Here is a 21,092-nt window from a genome sequence, read left to right on the forward strand (position 1 = left end):
AGTTGACAATTGCACTTGTCCCTTGTTGCATTGGTAACGTCACAAACGAGCAGCGACAAGGCCGGGTTGCGCACAAGGAGAGTTGCGATGAAGGGTTCGAAGCTTGCAGCCCTGGCGTTTGCCTTTGCGCTGGCCGCGTCAGTTGCGCCGGCGCGCGCCGCCGAATCCGTCAATTTGATCCTGAACTGGACCCCGACGGCGGATCATTCGCCGTTCTATTACGCCAAGGCGCAGGGCTGGTACGAGAAGGCCGGCATCGATCTCACGATCGAGACCGGCAAGGGCTCCGGCGTCTCGTCGCTGAAGGTCGGCTCCGGCGGCTCGCCGTTCGGCATTGCCGACCTCGCGACCATGCTGGTGGCAAAGAGCAAGGGCGCCGATGTGGTGGCGCTGATGAGCATCTACGCCAACACCGGGCAGACCTTCTATTGGCTGAAGAGCTATGGCGTGAACAGCGTGAAGGACTTTCCCGGTCACAAGATCGGCAATCCGCCCGGCGACGCCTCGCGCGTGATGTGGCCGGCCTTCGCCAAGGCCGCCGGCATCGCGCCGGACGCCGTGAGTTTCGTCAATGTCGGCCCGACTGCGAAGATAGCGGCGCTGAAGAGCCATACGGTCGATATCATCAGCGATTTCTACAACGAGCACGATCTCAAGGTGATCGAGTTCGGCGCCGACCTCGGCTATGTCAACTGGAAGGACATCGGGCTCAATCCGTACGGCAATTCGCTGATCGTCAACGGCGCGTTCCTTCAGAAGAATCCGAAGCTGGCGGAGGAATTCGTGCGGGTCACGCAGAAGGCCTACGCCGCCTGCGTCGCTGACGTCGCCCCCTGCCTGAAGGCGCTGCTCGACCAGGTCTCCGGCCTCGACCGGGAGAACCAGGAGCGGCAGTGGGAGCGCATCAAGTTCCTGATGACGGACGAATTTACCACGACCAGGGCGCTCGGCTGGATCGACGCCGAGCGGATGAAGAAGGATTATGACCTGGTGCACACGTACCTGGGCATGGAAAAGCCGTTCGACGTGAGCACGGCGTTTTCCACCAAGATGCTGGATACCGGCATCAAGATGGATGCGAGCAAGGTGAAGAAGTAGCGCGGGCTGCAGAACGCATTTGACGCCCGAAGCCGCACGCTCATAAATCCCTCTTCACAGCCGGACCGAACCGTCGGGCAGGAGGGACCAGAGATGACCGAGACAATCGCCGGCGAAGCTTCCAAGGACGCCTCGCCCTCCGTGGTCGCGCAACAGGCGGCGATGCTGGACGCGCTGCCATTCTACGACACCGCCGATTTCGACGACGCCGCGCGCGGCTTCCTCGGCACCATCGACAACGCGCAAATCACCACCGCGCAAGGCAGGGTGGTCTGGAGCCTTGAGCCCTATCAGTTCCTGGCTGCGGAAGATGCCCCGCCCACCGTCAATCCGAGCCTGTGGCGGCAATCGCGACTGAATATGCATCACGGCCTGTTCGAGGTGGTGCCCGGGGTCTACCAGGTGCGCGGCCTCGATATCGCCAACATGACGCTGATCGAGGGTGACAGCGGCGTGATCGTGGTGGACACCCTCACATCGATCGAGGGCGCCAGCGCCGCGATGGAGCTCTACTTCAGGCATCGCGGCAGGCGTCCGGTCGTGGCCGTCATCTTCACGCATACCCATACCGATCATTGGGGCGGGGTCCGCGGGGTGCTCGATGACGAGACATTGGCGAGCCGCGAGGTGCCGATCATCGCGCCCGACCTGTTCATGGAGCACGCGGTTTCCGAGAACATCATCGCTGGCCCCGCGATGCTGCGGCGGGCGCAGTATCAGTTCGGGCCCTTCCTGGCGAAGGGGCCGCGAGGCCAGGTGGATTGCGGCCTCGGCAAGTCGATGGCAGCGGGATCGGTGGCGCTGCTGCGGCCGACCGACCTGATCCTCGCCACCGGAGATACGCGCACCATCGACGGCGTCGAATTCGAATTCCAGATGGCGCCGAACAGCGAGGCACCGGCGGAGATGCACTTCTACCTGCCGCGCTACAAGCTGCTGAACCTCGCGGAAAACTGCACCCATAATTTCCACAATCTGCTGCCGTTCCGCGGCGCGGATGTGCGCGATGCGCTGGCGTGGTCGAAATATCTCGGCGAGGCACTCAGGATGTGGGGCGGCAAGGCAGAGGCGATGTGCGGCCAGCATCATTGGCCGGTGTGGGGGCGGGAGCGGATCGACACCATGATCCGCCAGCAGCGCGATCTCTACAAGTTCGCGCATGACCAGACCGTCCGCCTGATGAACCATGGGCTCACCGCGAGCGAAATCGCCGAGACCATTCGTCTGCCGAAAAGTCTTGAGGGCGCCTGGCATGGGCGCGGCTATTACGGCCACATCAGGCACAATGTGAAGGCGATCTACCAGAAATATCTCGGCTGGTACGACGCCAACCCCGTCAATCTCGATCCGCTGCCGCCAACCGAGTCCGGCAGGAAATATGTCGAGTATATGGGCGGCGCGGACGCGATCCTGGAGCGGGCGCGCAAGGATTTTGCCAACGGCGAATTCCGCTTTGTCGCGCAGGTGGTAAGCCACCTGGTGTTCGCCGAGCCGGATAATGCTGCGGCTCGCGCGCTGCTCGCCGATACGTTCGAGCAGCTCGGCTATGCCGCGGAAAGCGCGACCTGGCGCAACAGCTATCTGTTCGGCGCGCAGGAATTACGGCAGGGTATGCCAAAGGCGCCGGCACGACCGGCGATGCCGCGCGAGACGCTTGCCGCGCTCCGCACCGAGCAGCTCTGGGACGTGCTCGGCATTCGCCTCAACGGTCCAAAGGCCGAGGGCAAGCGCATCGTGTTGAACTGGACGTTCACTGACACCAACGAGACCTTCATCCTCAATTTGGAGAATTGGGCATTGACCTGCGCCGCCGACGCACAGGCCGACGACGCCGATGCGGCATTCACGCTGCCGCGCAGCACGCTCGACGAGGTCATCGCCAAATTGACGACGTTTCCGGAAGCCGTCGCCGGCGGCAGGATCAGCGTCAGCGGCAACGCGATGCGGCTTGCCGAACTGATGATGCTGATGGATGAGTTTCCGCGGATGTTCGAGATCGTCGAGCCGAAGCGGACGACGGTAAGTTGACTGGCGTGTCCACCATCACGGGCAGAGCGCGAAAGGTGGGCACGGCGCTTGCGCGCCTTTGCCCACCCCTACCGCACCTACGGCACCTTACTCCGCGCTTGCGACCAGCCTGACGCGCGGCGAGGCCGCTTCCATCAGGTCGCGATAGGCGTTGAGATAGTCGAGCGCCATGCGACGCGCAGTGAAGCGCGCCTCGAACCGCTGACGGATCGTCTGTCGGCTTAACGCGGGCAGCCGGCCGACCGCGCCGACCGCGCTGGTCTCATCTTCGACGATGAAGCCGGTCAGGCCATCCTCAATGATCTCCGGCACCGAGCCGCGATTGTAGGCGATCACCGGCGTACCGCAGGCCATGGCCTCGATCATCACGAGGCCGAACGGCTCCGGCCAGTCGATCGGCAGCAACAGCGCGATGGCGCCGCTCAGGAACTCCGGCTTCTCGCGATCGCTGATTTCGCCGATGAACTCGACCAGCGAATTGCCCTCGATCAGAGGGCGGATGCACGCGTCATAATACTCCTGGTCGGCGCGGTCGACCTTTGCCGCCATTTTCAAGGGGATGCCACAGCGCATCGCAATCTTGATGGCGCGGTCGACCGCCTTTTCCGGCGCGATACGACCGAGCACCGCGAGATAGGATGGGGTGACCGCCTGTGGCGTCAGCAGGTTCTCCGGCAGACCGTGGTGGATCGTCGATACCCAGTTCGCCTGCGGCACCGGGCGGCGCTGGGCGTTGGAGATCGAGATGACAGGCACCTCCGGGAACGTGTCGAACACCGGCTGGTGTTCGGGCAGGTCCAGCCGGCCGTGCAGGGTGGTCACAAAAGGCGTCGGCTGCCGCTGGAACAACGACCACGGATAATAGTCCAAATGGAAGTGGAGGAAGTCGAACTCCTCCTGATCGCATTTCTGTCGGACACGCTCGAGCAGCACCATATGCAGCGCGTTGGGGTCGCGAACCGATCCATCCAGGCGCAACGCCTTCGGCCAGGTCGCCTCCAGCTTGCCCGAGGTCCGGGAATCCCCGCTAGCGAACAGGGTAACGTCGTGGCCTAACGTGACCAGTTCTTCGGTCAGCCAGTGCACGACCCGTTCCGTGCCGCCATAGAGCTTCGGGGGAACAGCCTCCGTCAGCGGCGCAACCTGCGCGATGCGCATGTTTTCGTCTCCTCTGTGTGATGTGAGATAACCAAGCCCAACCCCATTTGTCCGGCACCGGCATGCCGTAACGGGAACGTATTCGCACGTGCGAAGTTCCTTTGACGTGCGGGTCGTTCTTTCTTCCTTCACAGTCTGGTCTTGCTGATGCCATCTGCCGCGAACAAATTTTCGCAACTATCGATGCTGCAGAATTGTTGCGCAGTGATGGCTTCGCGATACGAAACATCGATCGCCGTTCCTCACGGAATCGTGTGCGGGACGGTGCCCTAAGAAATTCACCTTACTGCTCAACAGGTTTGCAGGCGTCATGGACAATCTTTCAGGATATGCGCACCGCCCCTTTCCCTTTGTGCTGCGCTATCTGCGGCGGCGGCCCGCATCACACGCCGTGATACTGGGTTGCGTTCTCGCCGCGGTTGCCTGCTCGGTGGGCACGCAGTACGGCGTGAAGAACCTGGTCGACAGCCTCTCGGGCGGTCCGACCAAGGCCGGTGGCGTATGGCTGGCATTCGTTCTGCTCATGTCACTGATCGCGGCTGACAATTTCCTGTGGCGGATCGCAAGCTGGATCGCGAGCTATGCCTTCGTCGGCGTCACCGGCGACCTCCGGCGCGACCTGTTCCGCCACCTCACCGGCCACGCGCCGAGTTATTTCAGTGATCGCCTGCCGGGCATGCTGACCAGCCGGATCACGGCGACCTCGAACGCCGTCTATACGGTCGAGAACATGTTTGTCTGGAATGTGCTGCCGCCGTGCGTGGCGACATTCGCGGCCATCGCGCTGATCGGGACGGTGAGCCTGACGATGTCGGCGGTGCTGATCGTCATCGCGGGAACCATGGTGTTCGCGATGTTCCGGATGGCGGCGGCGGGCCGGCCGTTGCACGACGATTTCGCCGACAAGGCTGCGGCGGTGGATGGCGAGATGGTCGACGTCATCAACAACATGCCCCTGGTGCGGGCATTCTGCGGATTGAGCTTCGAGCATGCCCGGTTCGATGCGACGGTAAACCGGGAACTGACCGCCCGGGGGCGCAGCCTGCGCTATCTCGAAAAGCTGCGGCTCACCCATGCTGCGGTAACGGTCGTCCTCACCATCGGCATGCTGGCCTGGGCAATCAGCCTTTGGCAGCAGGGCGCCGCCACCACCGGCGACGTCGTGCTGGTCTGCACGCTCGGAATCTGCATTCTCAGCGCGACGCGCGACCTTGCCGTAGCGCTGGTCGATGCCACCCAGCACGTCGCCCGCCTGATGGAGGCGCTTGCGACGCTGCTGGTGCCGCACGAATTGAAGGATCACCCGGAGGCCGAGCCGCTGATCAAGAGCGGGGCCGCGATCGCCTTCAACAACATCTCGTTCCAGTATCCCGGCGGCATGCAGGTATTCGACAAGTTCAGCCTGCGGATCCAGCCCGGCCAACGGGTCGGGCTGGTCGGGCAGTCCGGCGGCGGCAAATCGACGCTGTTCACGCTGCTGCAGCGCTTCTACGACGTGCAGCGCGGCAGCATCACGATCGATGGCCAGGATATCTCACGGGTCACCCAGCAGAGCCTGCGTGAGGCGATCTCGGTGGTGCCCCAGGATATCTCGCTGTTCCACCGCTCGATCCTGGAGAACATCCGCTACGGACGGCCGAATGCGACTGACGACGAGGTGCTGCGCGCGGCGATCGCGGCGCGCTGCGACTTCATCGAGAACTTGCCTGAAGGCATGGATACCATCGTCGGCGATCGCGGGATCAAGGTGTCGGGCGGCCAGCGCCAGCGCATCGCGATCGCCCGTGCGTTCCTGAAAGACGCACCCATCCTTCTGCTCGATGAAGCGACGGCGGCGCTTGACAGCGAGTCGGAGGAAGCCATACGTGAAGCCCTGTCGCGCTTGATGCGCGGGCGCACCGTGGTCGCGATTGCCCATCGTCTGGCCACGCTGCGCAGCTTCGATCGCGTGGTCGTGCTGCAGGGCGGCCGCATCGTCGAGGACGGGCCGCCCGATATCCTGGTGCAGGGCAGGGGGCCGTACCGCGAACTCGTTGCGCGCGAAGTGGGCCGCCTCACCACTCAGGCTGCCTGATCCACTGTAGTTGCGTATAATCAGCGTCCATCGCAACCCGAGAGAATCGCTCGAGGTCTAAATGGCAGCGGAGATCGTGACGCAATTTTCGACCACGCGCGTCGTCGAGCAAATCGCGGAATCCCCCTTCTACATCCCGATGACGGGTCCCGCCGCGCGGCCGCGGCGGTCGCTCAAGCATGACGACACCTTCATCGTGCTCGACAGCCATGGCGACATCGGCGCTTCCGCCGGCGGACCCGATGGCCTGTTCAACGCCGATACGCGTTATCTTGCGCGGCTGGAAATGGTGCTCGACGACGTGCAGCCGCTGTTGCTCGGCTCCAACCTGCGCGACGACAATTCCGCGCTGACGGTCGACCTCACCAATTCCGACGTTTACCGCAACGGCCGGCTGGTGCTGCAGAAGGATACGCTGCACATCGTGCGCTCGATCTTCCTGTGGCGCGGCACGGCCTATCAGCGGATCGGCCTGCAAAATCATGGCGACCATTTGGCAAGCTTCGATCTCACCTTGCTGTTCGACAATGATTTCGCCGATCTGTTCGAAGTGCGCGGCGAGCGCCGACCGCGGCGCGGCACCGGCTCGAGCAGGTTGCTCGGCCCGACCGATGTCGTGCTCGAATATGGCGGGCTGGACGGCCAGTCGCGGATCACGGCGCTGCATTTCGATCCCAAGCCGACGCGGCTCTCGGTCAATGCCGCGACTTATCATTTCGAACTGGCGCCCAAGGCGGTCACCTCGCTGTTCATCGCGGTGTCCTGCAACAAGCCGATCATGCACAAGCCGGTGCCGTTCTTTCGCGGGCTCCTCGCGCATCGCCGCGAGATGCGGTACTCGACCGCCGGCGCCGCCAGTATCGAGACCTCGAATAACATCTTCAACGAGGTGCTGTGCCAGGCGATGGCCGACCTCAACATGCTGATGACCGAGACGCCGCAGGGCCGATATCCTTATGCCGGCATCCCCTGGTACTCGACGACGTTCGGCCGCGATGGATTGATCACCGCGTTGCAGATGCTGTGGGTCGATCCGCGTATCGCGCAAGGCGTCTTGAAGCGGCTCGCATTCTTCCAGGCCAAGAGCGTCGATCCGCTTGCCGATGCCGAGCCCGGCAAGATCCTGCATGAGATGCGCGGCGGCGAGATGGCGGCGCTGCGCGAGGTGCCGTTCGCGCAATATTACGGCAGCGTCGACTCGACGCCGTTGTTCGTGCTGCTGGCCGGCCATTACTACGAGCGCACCGGCGACGAAGCGACGCTCGCCGAGCTCTGGCCTTCGATCGAGGCGGCGCTGCAATGGATCGACGGCCCCGGCGATCCCGATCACGATGGTTTCATCGAATATCAGCGCGCGACCGAGCAGGGCCTCGCCAACCAGGGCTGGAAGGATTCCTTTGATGCCATCTTCCATGCCGACGGCAGATTGGCGGAGGGCTACATCGCGCTCTGCGAGGTGCAGGGCTATGTGTTCGCGGCCAAGCGGCTCTTGGCCAGGGTGGCGCGCCGGCTCGGTTATGCCGATAGGGCGGATAAGCTCGATGCGGAAGCCGAGACGCTGCGCCAGCGCTTCGAGGAGGCGTTCTGGTGCGAGGAACTCGGCACCTATGCGCTGGCGCTCGACGGCAAGAAGGAACCATGCCGGGTGCGGACCTCGAACGCCGGCCAACTCCTGTTCGCCGGCATCGTCCGGGAAGACCGCGCACGGTTGGTCGCCGCCGACCTGATGAGCCAGAGTTTCTTCTCGGGCTGGGGCATCCGCACGGTCGGCAAGAACGAGGTGCGTTACAACCCGATGTCCTATCATGACGGCTCGATCTGGCCGCATGACAATGCGCTGATCGCGCTCGGTTTCGCCCGCTACGGGCTGAAGGGCTCGGTGGCGCATCTGTTCAAGGGGCTGTTCGACGCCGCAAGCTACATGGATCTGCGGCGCCTGCCCGAGTTGTTCTGTGGGTTCCAGCGCGAGCGTCGGCGCGGACCTGTGCTCTATCCGGTGGCCTGCGCGCCGCAGGCCTGGGCGAGCGCGACCCCCTTCACGCTGGTGGAGGCGGCGCTGGGACTCGAATTCGATGCCGCGCGCGGCGAGATCAGGCTGCGCGATCCTCGCTTGCCTGAATTCCTGAATGAGGCGATCCTGCGCGACCTGCGGCTCGGCGCCTCCAGCGTCGATCTGAGAGTCCGCCGCCATGATGGCGAAGTGTCGCTCGAAGTATTGCGTACACGCGGTCAAATCCAGGTGTCGATCGTGCTGACGCATTAGAATGTCGGCCAGAATGTTTAGCTTTATTCCTGGTTTGGAGACCCCCGATGTGGGCGAGCATGGTGACGACAATTGTTGCTGCGGCCTTTGCCGCAATTGCGGCCGCACAAGCGGCCGATGATCCGGCGGCACCGCCGCCGACCAAGCCTCCGGCTGCGCAGAAGGAACCGGCGCCTCCACCGTCGGTGACGGTGATCGGCGCCAGGGATGCGCACGGCATCCTCGGCCGCGACGTGCGCAGCGCCGCCAATGAGGACATGGGACGGATCGTGGATGTGATCGTCGATCGCGAAGGCACCGTGCGCGCCGCCGTGATCGACTTCGGCGGCTTCCTCGGTGTCGGCAGCCGCAAGATCGTTGTTGATTGGAACGCACTGCATTTCGGCAAGGTCGCCAACAAGAGCGACAGCATCACGCTCGAACTGACCAAGGAGCAGGTGAGCGCGGCGCCGGAATACAAGGAGGATACGCCTCTCATCGTGCTCGGCGCTGCCGGCAGTTTGCGTCCTTGGCAATATGACCATTAAAGACGGAGATACATTGATCGCTCGTCCCTCCTCCTTGGCGGACAGGATCGGCGGCGATCGCAGGCGGTCGACGGCGGACGATCACGGTGCGCCACTGGTGCCGGAGTTACCGGCACCCGACCCATCGCGCCAACCTTCGCGGCAGAGCCAGCGTGGACTCGACTGGTTCATCTTCTTCCTGGCCGATGTGCAGACCGGGTTCGGCCCGTTCGTGGCGGTCTACCTGACCACGCAGAAATGGACCCAGGTCGAGATCGGCTTCGTGCTGTCGATCGGCGGCATCGTCGCGTTGCTCGGGCAGATGCCGGGCGGCGCCATCGTCGACGCCGCACGCTCCGAACGATTTGTCGCCGGGGCCGCGGTCGCGACCATTGGCTGCAGCGCGCTGGCCTATGCGGTGTGGCCGATCTTCCCGGTGGTGACGGCAGCCGCCACCCTGCATGCGCTTGCGAGCTGCGTGTTGGGGCCCGCAATCGCCGCGATCAGCCTCGGCCTGGTCGGGCCATATGCGATCGGGGAGCGGCTCGGGCGCAATGCCCGTTTCGCGTCGCTCGGCAACGGCTCGGCTGCGGCGCTGATGGGTGCCTGCGGCTACCTGATCTCGAGCCGCTCGGTGTTCCTGGTCACCTTCATCCTGGCGATACCGACTTTGATCGCGCTGTCGCGGATCCGCGAGAAGGAGATCGACATCGCGCAAGCCCATGGTGCCGTTGTCCGCAAGATTCCCGACAAGAAAGCGACCAGCGTGCTGGCGCTGTGCAGCAAGCGGCCGCTGTTGATCTTCGCCTTCAGCGTGCTCCTGTTCCAGCTCGCGAATGCGGCGATGCTGCCGCTGATGGCGGGCGTGGTGACGATGCGCTCCAGCCAGTGGGCGCCGGTCCTGATCGCGGCCTGCATCATTGTGCCGCAGGCGATCGTGGCGCTGGCCTCGCCCTCGGTCGGGCGCAAGGCGCAGACCTGGGGCCGCCGGCCGCTGCTCCTGCTCGCCTTTGGCGCGCTCGTGATCCGCGGTGTGCTGTTTGCAACCGTGCGCGACCCCTACCTGCTGGTGGCCGTGCAGATCTTCGACGGCATTACCGCGGCAGTGTTCAGCGTCATGGTGCCGTTGATCGTGGCTGACGTCGCCTTCGGCAGCGGGCACTTCAACCTGGCGCAGGGCATCGTCGGCACCGCGACCGGGATCGGCGCATCACTGAGCACGGTGCTCGCCGGCTATGTCAGCGACAAGTTCGGCAGCAACATCGCTTTCTTAGGGCTTGCCGGGATCGCCGCGCTCGGCCTGCTGATGATCCTGTCGATCATGCCCGAGACGCGACGGACGGCGCCGGCACCAGACGCACGGTGAGCAGCGCAGCTATCGCAACTGACGTGGCGACGCCCGCCACGCAGGCGGTCCATCCCCACCGATCGAACAATTGGCCAAGCACCGCGCTGCCGACGAGCCCGCCGAGAAAATAACAGGCCAGATAGGTGCCGCTCGCGACGCCGCGGTTGCCGTTTGCTGCGCGGCCGACGAAGCCGGTCGCGCACGCCTGCGCGAAGAAGGTTCCGACGCCGACCAGGATCATGCCACTCAACACCAGCCAAAGATGTGACGAGAGCAGGGGCGGCAGGCCGATGCCCGCAACCACCAGCGCGGCCCAGATCGCCGGCCGCGTGCCGAAGCGCGCGATCGCCGCTCCCGCAAACAGCGTCGTTACGATCGAAGGAAGGAAGGCCAAATAGATCAGGCCGAGGTCCATGCGACTGAGCGACAGCGGCGGGCGCACAAGGACGAAGTTGACGAAGGTGAAGGTGCCGATGAAGGCGAACAGAATGCAGAAGCCGAGCGCGAAAGCGGCACGCAGTGCTGGATTGCACCAATGCTCGATCGTCGCTTGCAGCGGCGAGATCGTCGTCGTCATCGCCCGCATCGGTTTCGCTCGGGCGACGGTGAAATAGACCAGAACTGCGCCTGCGATATTGAGCAGCGCAAAGAAGCAGAAATTCGAGGCCAATCCGAATGTGTCGGCAATCGCCGCGGATACGAGGCGGCCCACCAGATTGCTCGCGACATTGCCGGTAACATAAGCCGCAAACGCGCCCGCTGAATCCGTCTCGCTGCACTGCTCGCCGAGATAGGCCAGCGTCAGCGTGAAGGCCGAGGCCATGCACAGGCCCTGCGCGATGCGGAGTACCGTGAAGGTGGCGAGGTCGGGCGCAACTGCGAGCAGGTTGGTTGGTACCGCAAGCAGGAGGAGACTTACGAGGATGCCCAATCGCCGGTCGATGTGCGGGCTTAGCATGCCGATCACGAGGCCGGCGACGGCCATGCCGAGCGTGCTCGCATTGACCGCCACGCTCATGGCCGCCGGCGACACGTTGTAATGCCGGGTGAGTGAGGGAAGGATTGCCTGGGTCGCGAACAGATCCACAACCGTCAGAAACGCGGTCACGCCGATAACGAGGGATCGCAGCGCTATCCCCGGCGAGTGGCCGCCCATCTCGATTGTTTCTGCTCTGATATGCGCGGTCAGGTCGGTCATGGCGGACCTCGCGAAGAGAGGGAGGATGTGACGCCTGGGCGTGTGGGCGGCACGGGAACTCCAGGACGTCACATCCGGTAACGAGGCTGGGGTGGGCGCTCGTCACATATTATGGTCGTGCGGATCCTTGCGGACGTCGCCGACATAGAGAATGACGGTTTCCTTGCCGAGATTCTTCCACCAGTGCGACGTGCCGAACACTTCGGGACGAATGTCGCCGGCCTTGTGCACGATCGGCTCGGCGCAATTGCTGGCATATTCGACGATCTCGCCCTGCTGGACGAAGATCAGCGCCGGCCGGTCGTCATGGCTGTGCCACGGCACGATGCCGCCGGGCTCGATCGTCAGTCTGCGAAAGCGCAGTTCACGATCCTTGATATGGGCGGGCTGCTTTTCAAGGTCGATCGAGCCGAGGGTGTCATCGCTGACGCCGACCGCCTTGGTGTCGACCTTCTCGCGGACATTGGGCTTCAGCTTGTCGGCCGGACATTCGCCGGCGTGCGCGACTGAGGTTGCGGCCATCGACCCGGCGAGGGCGGCGGCAACGGTCAGGCGGCGCCAGGGCAGGCGTGCAGGGATACCAAACATGTCGTGCTCTCCTTCGTGCGTCGGCCTCGGATGTTCCGGCCGGCTATGCCATCACCATCGTCGAAAGATCGCATCGGATGAAATGCCGGCTGGCTCTCGACTCGATAGCGCCCTGCTATGCCGCGTTGTCAGCTCGCGATGCTTGGCGGCTATCGAAGCGATTGGACAGCGGCATTTCCAATTTCGGAGGTGTGAGCCCTTCATGAGGCACGCGCCCGGTTGGCGGGCGTTTCGTCCAGCGAGAGGATTTCCCATGAGCAAGTCGTTCAGGACTGTCATTTTCGCCGCGGCGTTCGCCGCGACTGCCACCTCCGCGCTTTCGCAGGTGGCCTGGGAGTTCAATCCCGGCATGGCCTATATGTACGCCGGTCCCGGAAAGATGACCGCGATGGCCATGGCGCCAGGCGAAAAGAACCACGAGGCGATGATGAAGCACGCCACCAGGGTGCCCAACAGCACCATCTTCTTCCTGGACGGTGGCCAGCTCTATTCAGTATCCGGCACCCTCGATCCGACCGGCAATTTCTATCGGCCGTGAACATGCATTCGGCGAGGCCGCCCCCTTGCGGGCGGCCCCCTGGAGAAAATAAAACCGGGCTTACCAATTGATCGGAGTCAGAGATGACCGAGCTTTTGCCCGCCGATGCCGAACGCCTCAGGCAGGCATTTCAGCGCTGTCGCGACATGGACGGCACGTTGGGCGAGCAGCTGGAGGTTTATGCCGCGGCTGGCCGCGAGATCTTTCCCGCTTATAGCGATGCGGTGGACCGTCTGGTCTGTCGCCTTCGCGAGAACGGCGGCGGCGAAAATGCGCCGCGGCCGGGCGAGGTGATGCCGTTCTTCGTGCTTCCGGACGAAACCGGCCGGTTGGTCAACCTGAACTGGTTGCTTGCTGACGGGCCGGTGGTGGTGATGTTCTATCGCGGGCACTGGTGCCCTTATTGCAGGTTGAGCATCAATGCAGTGGTGCAGGCTCACGATCGGATAAAGGCGATGGGGGCTCGGGTTGTGGCAATCATGCCTGAGACGCAAAGATACGCCGAGCAATTCAAATCGGAGTCGGGCGCGCCGTTTCCCGTGCTGAGCGATCTCGACAACGGCTATGCATTGTCGCTGAATCTCGCGATCTGGCTGGGTGCCGAGATCCAGCAACTGTTGTCCTATCTCGACTTGTCGGGCTTTCACGGCAATAACGGCTGGGTGTTGCCGATCCCGGCGACTTTCGTTGTCGGCCGCGATGGGATCGTGAAAGCTCGGTTCGTCGATCCCGATTTCCGCAAGCGGATGCAGATCGACGCGCTGATCGCCGCGGTGCAGAGCGCCAGCCACGGATAGCGGCAAGGCAAGCGCAATTCAGGCGATCGCTGTCCCGCTCAGGAGATGTTGCCAGTCGGCGCCGCGAAGCATTCGCATGACCGCGGACGCAACCGCAGTACGCTGGCGTCCCACCACGCCATAGAGATTCACCGTACGGCGGGAGTCCAGCCCGTCGAGCGCGGTGCGCTTCAGAGTGTCCGGAATAACGCTCGTATGAGGGATCACTGCAATCCCGATATCGGCCTCCAGCAATTCGATCAGGTCGCGCTCCGAGGCGATTTCGTGGCTGTGATCGACCGCGATACCGCGCTCGCGCAGCGACAGCCCCAGGCGCTCGGAGTGCTCACAATAGGTTCGGGAAAGCAGTTGCTCGGATCTGAGATCATCGAAGCTGATATTGTCGCGCTCCGCCAGCGGATGCTGCCGGCTCATGACCAGATAGAAATCTTCCGTGAACAGCGGCCACGTGTCCAGCCGGTCCCAGTCGCTGCCGAGTTCTGCGGCGATGCCAAGTTCCGCTTCGCCTTTCTTCAGGTATTCGCCGACCTCCTCGCTGCTGCCGCGCAGGAAGCGAAATTCCAGGCGGTTGAACTGCCGCTTGATCTGCTCGAGATGCGGGATCAGAAGCGACAGGTCGATCGAATGGGTCAGCGCGATCCGCAATGCGCCGATTTCGCCGCTCTTGAAGGACGACGCCAGCATTCGCGCGCCGGCGGCCGCATCATAGCATTGCTGCAACAGCGGATGCATACGCTGGCCGAGTTCGGTCAATTGCGCCGTCGGCCGCTCTCGTCGGAACAGGTCGCCTCCGAGCTCGGCTTCGAGCTGCTTGATGGCGCGCGTCAGCGAAGGCTGCGTGACATTGCATTCCTCGGCGGCGCGCGTGAAATTCAACAGCCGCGCCACCGCGAGGAAATACCTGACCTGATGCATCTCCATGATCGCACTGCCCTGTCCGACCCAGGGTGAAGGTTAGCCGAAACCCGCCGGCAACTACACCAGAACCGCTATAGCGCCCGCCTATGGTTTCGGAAGCCAAGAGGCATTTGCGATATTTGCGTGCGGCGCAGATTGTGCCCGCAGTGGCGGTGTAGCCGCCGCGCCGGGCGGCGGGCCCTCGCACTGAAACGTGATCGTAACGGATCAGGAGCGCACGCGAATATCACACGGATAAGCGGAGGAAGCGTGACATGAGCAATGCGAAGGACAGGAATTCTTCCCTAAATCTTCGCACCCGGGGTGATGCGGGGCCGGGCCAGGTCGTTCTGGTGCTGCAGGGCGGCGGGGCGCTCGGCTCCTATCAGGCTGGTGTCTATCAGGCGCTGCATGAAGCCGGCATCGAGCCCGACTGGATCATCGGCACCTCGATCGGCGCGATCAATGCGAGCCTGATCGCAGGCAACTCGCCGCAGCACCGGTTGTCGCGCCTGCGCGAGTTCTGGAAGAGGATGGAGCAGTCGCCGGTCTGGAGCTTTCGCGATGTCTTTCCCGGCTTCAACGACAAGCTGTCGTACTGGTCGACCGTGACCAGCGGCATTCCCGGCTTCTTTCGGCCCAATCCCTTGGCCCATGCCGGCGACTCCTATCCGCTCGGCGCCGACAAGGCCGGATACTATTCGACCGCGCCGCTGGAGCGGACGCTTGCCGAACTGGTGGACTTCGACCTCGTCAACAATTGCTCGCTGCGGCTGACGGTCGGCGCCGCCCATGTTCGCACCAGCCAGATGCGTTATTTCGACAGCCGCGATATCCGGCTCGGCGTCAGGCACATCATGGCCTCCGGCGCGCTGCCGCCGGCTTTCCCGGCCGTGCGCATCGACGGCGAGTTCTATTGGGACGGCGGAATTTTATCGAACACGCCGACGGAAGCCGTATTCGACGACAATCCGCGCAGGGACTCGCTGATCTTCGCGGTGCATTTGTGGAATCCGCATGGCGCGGAGCCGACCACGATGGCGGAGGTGCTCAACCGTCACAAGGATGTGCAGTATTCCAGCCGGATCTTGAGTCACGTTGCGCGCCAGCAGCAGGCCCACCGGCTGCGCCACGTGATCAATGAGCTCGTTGCCAGGTTGCCGGAAGCCGAGCGCAATAGCGAGGCAGTGCGGGAGTTGGCCAGTTACGGCTGTCCGACCCGGATGCATGTGGTGAGGCTGCTCGCGCCGCAGCTCGATCACGAGACCCACACCAAGGACATCGATTTCAGCCCGTCTGGCATCATGAAGCGCTGGGATGCCGGCTACACCCATACCAAGGCGGTGCTGCAGCGCGCCCCCTGGATTGGCGAATTCGACCCGCTGTCGGGCGTCATTCTGCACGAGCAGATGGCGACCATGCCACAGGCGGCGGAATGACGCCGGTCAGCCGCTTATGACCTGCGGCACCGCCAGCTTGCGATAGAGCGCACTATACAGGGCGGCCGAGATGCTCCAGCTAAAGCTCCGCGCCATGGCGCTGCGGCGCATGGTGTCGAGCCGATCCTTGGCGACGAACGTCTCGAATGCCCGGCGCACGCCGCCGAGGAAGGACTCCGGCGACGGTTGCGGGAACAGGAAACCGGTCTCGCCGTCCTTGATGGTCTCGGCCAGCCCGCCGGTCTGATGGCCGATCGGCAGCGAGCCGAACCGCTGCGCATACATCTGGCTCAGGCCGCACGGCTCGAACCGCGAGGGCATCAGGGTGAAATCGCTGCCGGCAAAAATCCGCCGCGCCTGGGCATCGTTGAAGCCGATTGCCACCCCGATCGCGTCCGGCCGCCGCCGGTGTGCCTCCACCAGCGCCTGCTCGATCCCCGGCTCGCCGGAGCCGGTGACGACGATCTGTCCACCGGCCGCGACGATCTCGTCGGCTGCCGACAGCACGAGGTCGACGCCCTTCTGATGCACCAGGCGGGCGACCAGGCCGAACATGGGTCCGCGGGAGACGGCGAGGCCGAACTGCTTGCGGACGTAATCCGCATTGGCCTGCTTGCCGGCCCAGTCGCCGGCGCCGAACTGCTGCGCGAGCTTGGCATCAAAGCGCGGGTCCCAGCTCTCGTCGATGCCGTTAAGAATTCCGGTGAGCTGCGCGGCATTGGAGCGGATGCGAAGCAGGCCTTCGAGCCCGCAGCCGAGCTCTGCGGTCGTGATCTCCCTGGCATAGGTCGCGCTGACGGTCGTGAGGTGCGAGGCGTAGACGATGCCGCCCTTGAGGAAAGACAGCTTGTCGTAGAATTCGAGCCCGTCGATGTGGAAGGAGTTTTCCGGCGCGCCAATCCGGCGCAGCGAATCCTTCGGGAAGAGTCCCTGATAGGCGAGGTTGTGGATGGTCAGGATCGAAGGGATGCGTGCGCCGCGCCAAGCCAGATAGGCCGGCACCAGCGCGGCCTGCCAGTCATTGGCGTGCACGAGGTCGGCTGCCCAATTCTTGTCCAGACTGCCTGCGGCAAGTTCTGCGGCGGCGGACGCGAAGCGGCCGAAGCGGATGTCGTTGTCCGACCAGTCGCGTCCCGACTCGTCGCCGTAAGGATTGCCCGGCCGGTCGTAGAGCTCCGGGCACAGCACGACGTAGACAGGTATGCCGTCGCGGGTCGAGGCGCGACCGATCGTGCACGCGGGCATCTCGGCAAGGGGCGCGCATTTGCCAGCAATTTCAATATGAGTGAGTTGTTCGACCACGTCCCGATATCCGGGCAGCATGATCCGGACATCGCCCCAGGGACGTAGCGCGCGGGGAAGGGCGGCGGAAACAGCGGCAAGGCCGCCGACGCGGACGAAATCGTCCATTTCAGTTGTGACGAATAAGACCCTCAAAAAGCGCCTCGCTCCAACCCTGTAAACGACTATGCAAAAATGGGTCCAATTTCCCTTTGATTGAAATCAAGGGCCTCGCCCAGTCCGGTCTGGATCAGACGCTTCCCTGTAGAAGCAGCTCACTTTAGGTTGGCGCCGCGCCGACAAGAGGTACGGCCGAGGGGAGCTTTGCGAATGACGATAGTCGAGAACGATGAGGGCTGTTTGACAAAGAGTCTTGATGGCCTTCGTGTGCTTGATTTTTCGACCACGATCGCCGGGCCTCATTGCACGCGCATGCTTGCCGACCTCGGAGCGGAGGTGATCAAGATCGAACCGGCGGAAGGCGAGATGATGCGTACCCGACCACCGGTGCGCAACCATTGCTCCACCGCATTCGGCCAGCTCAATGTCGGCAAGAACAGCCTGACGCTTGACCTGAAGTCGGCGGGAGCGGTGGAGGTGGTCCGCCGGCTTGTCGCGACTGCCGATATCCTGGTGGAGAATTTCCGCCCCGGCGTGATGCAGCGCTTGAGGCTCGATTATGCCAGCCTCCGCGGGCTCAACCCGCGGCTGATCTATTGCTCGATTTCCGGCTACGGCCAGACCGGGCCGTCGGCCGGTCTGCCGGCCTATGCCCCGGTCATCCACGCCGCCTCCGGCTACGACATGGCGCATCTCGCCTACCAGGCCGGGCGGAGCAGGCCTGACTATTGCGGCATCTACATCGCCGACGTGCTGAGCGGCGTCTACGCGTTCGGCGCGATCGGAGCGGCGCTGCATCAGCGCCACCGCAGCGGGGAGGGGCAGCACATCGACGTCTCGATGCTCGAAGTGATGCTGAGCCTGACCTTGAACGAGGTGCAGTGGGCGCAGTTCAAGGTGCAGCCGACGCAGCGGCCGATGTTCGGTCCGGTTGAGACCTCCGACGGCTACGTCATGGTCGCGATCGCCAGTGAGAAGACATTTCAGAGCCTGATGCAGGTCATCGGGCGTCCCGAATGGGTCGGCGATTCGCGCTTCGCCAAATATTCCGACCGCCGGGAAAACTGGGCGGCCTTGATGGATGGCGTCGAGGATTGGTCGCGCCGGGTGACGACGGAACAGTGCCTGGCCGCGCTCAATGAGGAGGGCGTGCCCTCCTCCGCCTATCGCACGGTCGCGCAGGCGCTGGCCGATCCGCAGCTCGCGCATCGCGGCGCCCTGGCCGAGGTCGAGGACGGCGGCGGCACCTTCAAGGTGGTCAACCTGCCGTTCAGGATGTCCGGCGCAAAGGTTGCCGCCGCAACGCGCGTCGCGACGCTCGGCGAGCATACCCGCGCCTATCTCAAGGCGGCGGGCCTGTCCGAAGCCGAGATCGCTGCATTCGCGGATTAGCAGGGCGGTGGTTTGTCTCGCGTCGGCAGACGTGGCAATGTCCGCCGCAACAACAAAAGAATGTTGGGAGAACAATGATGAAGAGTTTCCAGGTAGCCGAATTCAACGCCCCCCTGAAGGAAGTCGATCAGCCGACGCCGGAGCCGACCGGAACCCAGGTGCTGATCAAGGTGAAGGCGGCCGGCATCTGCCACAGCGACCTGCATATCTGGGAAGGCGGCTATGATCTCGGCCACGGGCGCAAGCCGCTGTCGCTGAAGGATCGCGGCGTCTCGCTGCCACGCACGATGGGGCATGAGACCGTCGGCGAGGTGGTGGCGTTCGGGCCGGACGTGAAGCCGGGCGACACCGGCGGTCTCAAGGCCGGCGACGTTGCGCTGGTCTATCCATGGCTCGGCTGCGGCAAGTGCCCGACCTGCCTCGGCGGCGACGAGAACATGTGCGCGGTCAAGCCGAACTCGCTCGGCGTCTATTGCGACGGCGGCTATGCCGACCATATGCTGGTGCCGCATCCGAAATACCTGCTGACCCTCAAGGGGCTCGATCCCGTCACCACCGCGCCCTATGCCTGCTCGGGCGTGACCACCTACAGCGCGCTGAAGAAGGTGGAGTACGCCTTCGATATGCCGATCGTGATCATCGGCGCCGGGGGCCTCGGCTTGATGGCGCTGTCGCTCCTGAAGGCGATGGGCGGCAAGGGCGCCATCGTCGTCGACATCGACGCACGCAAGCGCGAGGCGGCGGAAGCTGCCGGCGCGCTCGGCACCGTCGACGGCAAGGCGCCCGACGCGCTGGAGCAATTGGCGAAGAAGGCGGGCGGTCCGATCCGCGCGGTGATCGATCTCGTCGGCAACGCCCAGACCACCCAGCTCGGTTTCGACTGCCTGGCTAAGGGCGGCAAGCTCGTGATCGTCGGCCTGTTCGGCGGCGGCGCGACCTTCCCGCTGCCGCTGATCCCGATCAAGGCGATCACGATCCAGGGCAGCTATGTCGGCAACCTCCGCGAGACCCAGGAATTGCTCGACCTCGTCCGCAGCAAGAAGATCGCGCCGATCCCGGTCACGCCCGTGCCGCTCAGCAAGGCCTATGACTCGCTGCTCGAATTGCAGAAGGGCAAACTGGTCGGCCGCGCCGTGCTGACGCCTTAAGAGATGCGGTCGTTCCGGGATGGTGCGCCAGCACCAGACCCGGAACCTCGAGATTCCGGGTTCGATGCTGCGCATCGCCCCGGAATGACGCGATTGTCTTTTCAGGAAGGCACCCCATGTCCGCAAACAATGCGCTCCACATCGCCGTGCTCGGCGGTGACGGTATCGGTCCGGAGGTGATGGCGCCCGCACTCGAGGTGCTGCGCAGGATCGAGGCGACGACGGAGCTTCGCTTCCGCTTCACCGAGGCGCCCGCGGGCGCCAACCATTACAGGGAGACCGGCGCCTCGATGCCGGAATCGACGGTGAGGCTATGCGAGGAGGCGGATGCGATCCTGCTAGGGGCCTGCGGCCTGCCGTCGGTGCGCTACCCCGACAACACGGAGATCGCGCCGCAGATCGAACTGCGTTTTCATTTCGACCTCTATGCCGGCGTCCGGCCGGCGCGGCTGATTCCAGGCGTGCCAAGCCCGATCGTCGGCGCAGAGCAGCGCGGCATCGATCTCGTCGTAGTCAGGGAATCGACCGAAGGTCTGTTCGCCTCGATGGGCAAGGGCGTCGTCACCGAGGATGAGGCGCGCGAGACCATGGTGATCACGCGCCGGACGTCCGAACGCCTGTTCGAGTTCTCGTTCCGTCTCGCCGAGCGTCGCAAGGCGCGCGGCCGCCCCAGCGGGGGGCTGACCTGCGTCGACAAGGCGAACGTGTTCAAGGCCTTTGCATTCTTTCGCGGGATGTTCGACGAGGCGGCAACGCGGCATCCGGACGTCAGGGCCGACCACCTTTATATCGATGCCTGTTCGGCGCTGCTGGTGCGGCGTCCGTGGGATTTCGACGTGATGGTGACGGAGAACATGTTCGGCGACATCCTCTCCGACCTCACCGCCGGCCTGATCGGCGGCATGGGCATGGCGCCGTCGGCCGACATCGGCGACCGCTACGCGGTGTTCCAGCCCTGCCACGGCACCGCGCCTGACATCATGGGGCAGGGCAAGGCCAATCCGACGGCGATGATCCTCTCGGTTGCGATGATGCTGGATTGGCTTGCCGACAAGCATGGGCTGCAGAGCGCGGCGGAAGCCGGCGAGCGGATCGAGCGCGCCGTCGACAAGGCCTATGCCGGCGGCATCAAGCCGTTCGAGTTCGGCGGCGGCAACGGCACCGCCGACATCGCCAAGGCGGTGCTGGCGCTGCTGTAGCGCGAACGCAGAAGAAAGCC

17 protein-coding genes are annotated in these 21,092 nt (G+C 64.1%); 12 read left to right on the forward strand and 5 right to left on the reverse strand.

Annotation, left to right across the window (positions count from 1 at the left end; all coding sequences use genetic code 11):
* Positions 1–87: 87 nt before the first annotated feature.
* The gene (locus I6F35_RS14830; RefSeq protein WP_225118411.1) at positions 88–1,098 is read left to right on the forward strand and encodes an ABC transporter substrate-binding protein; all 1,011 of its coding nucleotides are present in this window, start codon (positions 88–90) and stop codon (positions 1,096–1,098) included.
* Positions 1,099–1,191: 93 nt separating this feature from the next.
* Entirely contained in the window at positions 1,192–3,126 is a 1,935-nt protein-coding gene (locus tag I6F35_RS14835; RefSeq protein WP_225118412.1) for an alkyl sulfatase dimerization domain-containing protein, read from the forward strand.
* Between the two features lie 87 nt (positions 3,127–3,213).
* On the opposite strand, the gene I6F35_RS14840 is transcribed toward I6F35_RS14835, so the two are convergent.
* Complete coding sequence (locus I6F35_RS14840; protein ID WP_225118413.1) at positions 3,214–4,284, reverse strand: glycosyltransferase family 4 protein; 1,071 nt, start codon at positions 4,282–4,284, stop codon at positions 3,214–3,216.
* Positions 4,285–4,594: 310 nt separating this feature from the next.
* Here I6F35_RS14840 and I6F35_RS14845 point away from each other — a divergent pair, with 310 nt between their 5' ends.
* The 4 genes from I6F35_RS14845 (at position 4,595) to I6F35_RS14860 (ending at position 10,493) form a co-directional block, all read left to right on the forward strand.
* Positions 4,595–6,358 (forward strand): ABC transporter ATP-binding protein, encoded by a 1,764-nt coding sequence (locus tag I6F35_RS14845; protein WP_225118414.1) that lies wholly within the window; start codon positions 4,595–4,597, stop codon positions 6,356–6,358.
* A gap of 61 nt (positions 6,359–6,419) precedes the next feature.
* Positions 6,420–8,621 (forward strand): amylo-alpha-1,6-glucosidase, encoded by a 2,202-nt coding sequence (locus tag I6F35_RS14850; RefSeq protein WP_225118415.1) that lies wholly within the window; start codon positions 6,420–6,422, stop codon positions 8,619–8,621.
* A gap of 47 nt (positions 8,622–8,668) precedes the next feature.
* On the forward strand, positions 8,669–9,148 hold the full coding sequence (locus tag I6F35_RS14855) for a PRC-barrel domain-containing protein (RefSeq protein ID WP_225118416.1): 480 nt from the start codon (positions 8,669–8,671) through the stop codon (positions 9,146–9,148).
* 97 nt (positions 9,149–9,245) lie between these two features.
* Entirely contained in the window at positions 9,246–10,493 is a 1,248-nt protein-coding gene (locus I6F35_RS14860) for an MFS transporter (RefSeq protein WP_225118489.1), read from the forward strand.
* Here I6F35_RS14860 and I6F35_RS14865 read toward each other — a convergent pair.
* Both I6F35_RS14865 and I6F35_RS14870 read right to left on the reverse strand, forming a co-directional pair.
* Positions 10,447–11,673 carry an MFS transporter gene (locus I6F35_RS14865; protein WP_225118417.1) on the reverse strand — a complete coding sequence of 409 codons (1,227 nt, stop codon included), beginning with the start codon at positions 11,671–11,673 and terminating at the stop codon, positions 10,447–10,449. The two genes, I6F35_RS14860 and I6F35_RS14865, sit on opposite strands and share 47 nt — an antisense overlap.
* A gap of 102 nt (positions 11,674–11,775) precedes the next feature.
* On the reverse strand, positions 11,776–12,261 hold the full coding sequence (locus I6F35_RS14870) for a cupin domain-containing protein (protein ID WP_225118418.1): 486 nt from the start codon (positions 12,259–12,261) through the stop codon (positions 11,776–11,778).
* Positions 12,262–12,514: 253 nt separating this feature from the next.
* Between I6F35_RS14870 and I6F35_RS14875 the strand changes: the two genes are divergently transcribed.
* The gene (locus tag I6F35_RS14875) at positions 12,515–12,799 is read left to right on the forward strand and encodes a hypothetical protein (protein WP_225118419.1); all 285 of its coding nucleotides are present in this window, start codon (positions 12,515–12,517) and stop codon (positions 12,797–12,799) included.
* A gap of 83 nt (positions 12,800–12,882) precedes the next feature.
* Positions 12,883–13,596: a peroxiredoxin-like family protein gene (locus tag I6F35_RS14880; RefSeq protein ID WP_225118420.1), complete on the forward strand. Its 714-nt coding sequence runs from the start codon at positions 12,883–12,885 to the stop codon at positions 13,594–13,596.
* 18 nt (positions 13,597–13,614) lie between these two features.
* Here I6F35_RS14880 and I6F35_RS14885 read toward each other — a convergent pair whose 3' ends face one another.
* On the reverse strand, positions 13,615–14,517 hold the full coding sequence (locus tag I6F35_RS14885; protein ID WP_225118421.1) for a LysR family transcriptional regulator: 903 nt from the start codon (positions 14,515–14,517) through the stop codon (positions 13,615–13,617).
* Positions 14,518–14,768: 251 nt separating this feature from the next.
* Here I6F35_RS14885 and I6F35_RS14890 point away from each other — a divergent pair, with 251 nt between their 5' ends.
* Complete coding sequence (locus I6F35_RS14890) at positions 14,769–15,932, forward strand: patatin-like phospholipase family protein (RefSeq protein ID WP_225118422.1); 1,164 nt, start codon at positions 14,769–14,771, stop codon at positions 15,930–15,932.
* Between the two features lie 6 nt (positions 15,933–15,938).
* Here the strand turns inward: I6F35_RS14890 and glgA are convergent, their stop codons facing one another.
* A complete protein-coding gene (gene glgA / locus I6F35_RS14895) occupies positions 15,939–17,369 on the reverse strand; it encodes a glycogen synthase GlgA (protein ID WP_225118423.1) in 1,431 nt (476 codons plus the stop codon).
* A gap of 174 nt (positions 17,370–17,543) precedes the next feature.
* Here glgA and I6F35_RS14900 point away from each other — a divergent pair, with 174 nt between their 5' ends.
* The 3 genes from I6F35_RS14900 to I6F35_RS14910 all read left to right on the forward strand — a co-directional run bounded on the left by I6F35_RS14900 (position 17,544) and on the right by I6F35_RS14910 (position 21,072).
* Positions 17,544–18,725 (forward strand): CoA transferase, encoded by a 1,182-nt coding sequence (locus I6F35_RS14900; RefSeq protein WP_225118424.1) that lies wholly within the window; start codon positions 17,544–17,546, stop codon positions 18,723–18,725.
* Positions 18,726–18,802: 77 nt separating this feature from the next.
* Positions 18,803–19,873 carry an alcohol dehydrogenase gene (locus I6F35_RS14905; RefSeq protein ID WP_225118425.1) on the forward strand — a complete coding sequence of 357 codons (1,071 nt, stop codon included), beginning with the start codon at positions 18,803–18,805 and terminating at the stop codon, positions 19,871–19,873.
* Between the two features lie 116 nt (positions 19,874–19,989).
* Entirely contained in the window at positions 19,990–21,072 is a 1,083-nt protein-coding gene (locus tag I6F35_RS14910) for an isocitrate/isopropylmalate dehydrogenase family protein (RefSeq protein ID WP_225118426.1), read from the forward strand.
* Positions 21,073–21,092 lie beyond the last annotated feature (20 nt).

Source organism: Bradyrhizobium sp. BRP22, assembly GCF_020194175.1.
In the GTDB taxonomy this organism is placed as follows: domain Bacteria; phylum Pseudomonadota; class Alphaproteobacteria; order Rhizobiales; family Xanthobacteraceae; genus Bradyrhizobium.

Bases quoted from the DNA above. Each gene is read 5' to 3' on its own strand.
- I6F35_RS14835 (WP_225118412.1), top strand. From the start codon at position 1,192: ATGACCGAGACAATCGCCGGCGAAGCTTCCAAGGACGCCTCGCCCTCC.
- I6F35_RS14875 (WP_225118419.1), top strand. From the start codon at position 12,515: ATGAGCAAGTCGTTCAGGACTGTCATTTTCGCCGCGGCGTTCGCCGCG.
- I6F35_RS14855 (WP_225118416.1), top strand. From the start codon at position 8,669: ATGTGGGCGAGCATGGTGACGACAATTGTTGCTGCGGCCTTTGCCGCA.
- I6F35_RS14845 (WP_225118414.1), top strand. From the start codon at position 4,595: ATGGACAATCTTTCAGGATATGCGCACCGCCCCTTTCCCTTTGTGCTG.
- I6F35_RS14870 (WP_225118418.1), bottom strand. From the start codon at position 12,261: ATGTTTGGTATCCCTGCACGCCTGCCCTGGCGCCGCCTGACCGTTGCC.
- I6F35_RS14890 (WP_225118422.1), top strand. From the start codon at position 14,769: ATGAGCAATGCGAAGGACAGGAATTCTTCCCTAAATCTTCGCACCCGG.
- I6F35_RS14865 (WP_225118417.1), bottom strand. From the start codon at position 11,673: ATGACCGACCTGACCGCGCATATCAGAGCAGAAACAATCGAGATGGGC.
- I6F35_RS14885 (WP_225118421.1), bottom strand. From the start codon at position 14,517: ATGGAGATGCATCAGGTCAGGTATTTCCTCGCGGTGGCGCGGCTGTTG.
- I6F35_RS14905 (WP_225118425.1), top strand. From the start codon at position 18,803: ATGAAGAGTTTCCAGGTAGCCGAATTCAACGCCCCCCTGAAGGAAGTC.
- I6F35_RS14900 (WP_225118424.1), top strand. From the start codon at position 17,544: ATGACGATAGTCGAGAACGATGAGGGCTGTTTGACAAAGAGTCTTGAT.
- I6F35_RS14830 (WP_225118411.1), top strand. From the start codon at position 88: ATGAAGGGTTCGAAGCTTGCAGCCCTGGCGTTTGCCTTTGCGCTGGCC.
- I6F35_RS14880 (WP_225118420.1), top strand. From the start codon at position 12,883: ATGACCGAGCTTTTGCCCGCCGATGCCGAACGCCTCAGGCAGGCATTT.
- I6F35_RS14840 (WP_225118413.1), bottom strand. From the start codon at position 4,284: ATGCGCATCGCGCAGGTTGCGCCGCTGACGGAGGCTGTTCCCCCGAAG.
- I6F35_RS14910 (WP_225118426.1), top strand. From the start codon at position 19,990: ATGTCCGCAAACAATGCGCTCCACATCGCCGTGCTCGGCGGTGACGGT.
- I6F35_RS14850 (WP_225118415.1), top strand. From the start codon at position 6,420: ATGGCAGCGGAGATCGTGACGCAATTTTCGACCACGCGCGTCGTCGAG.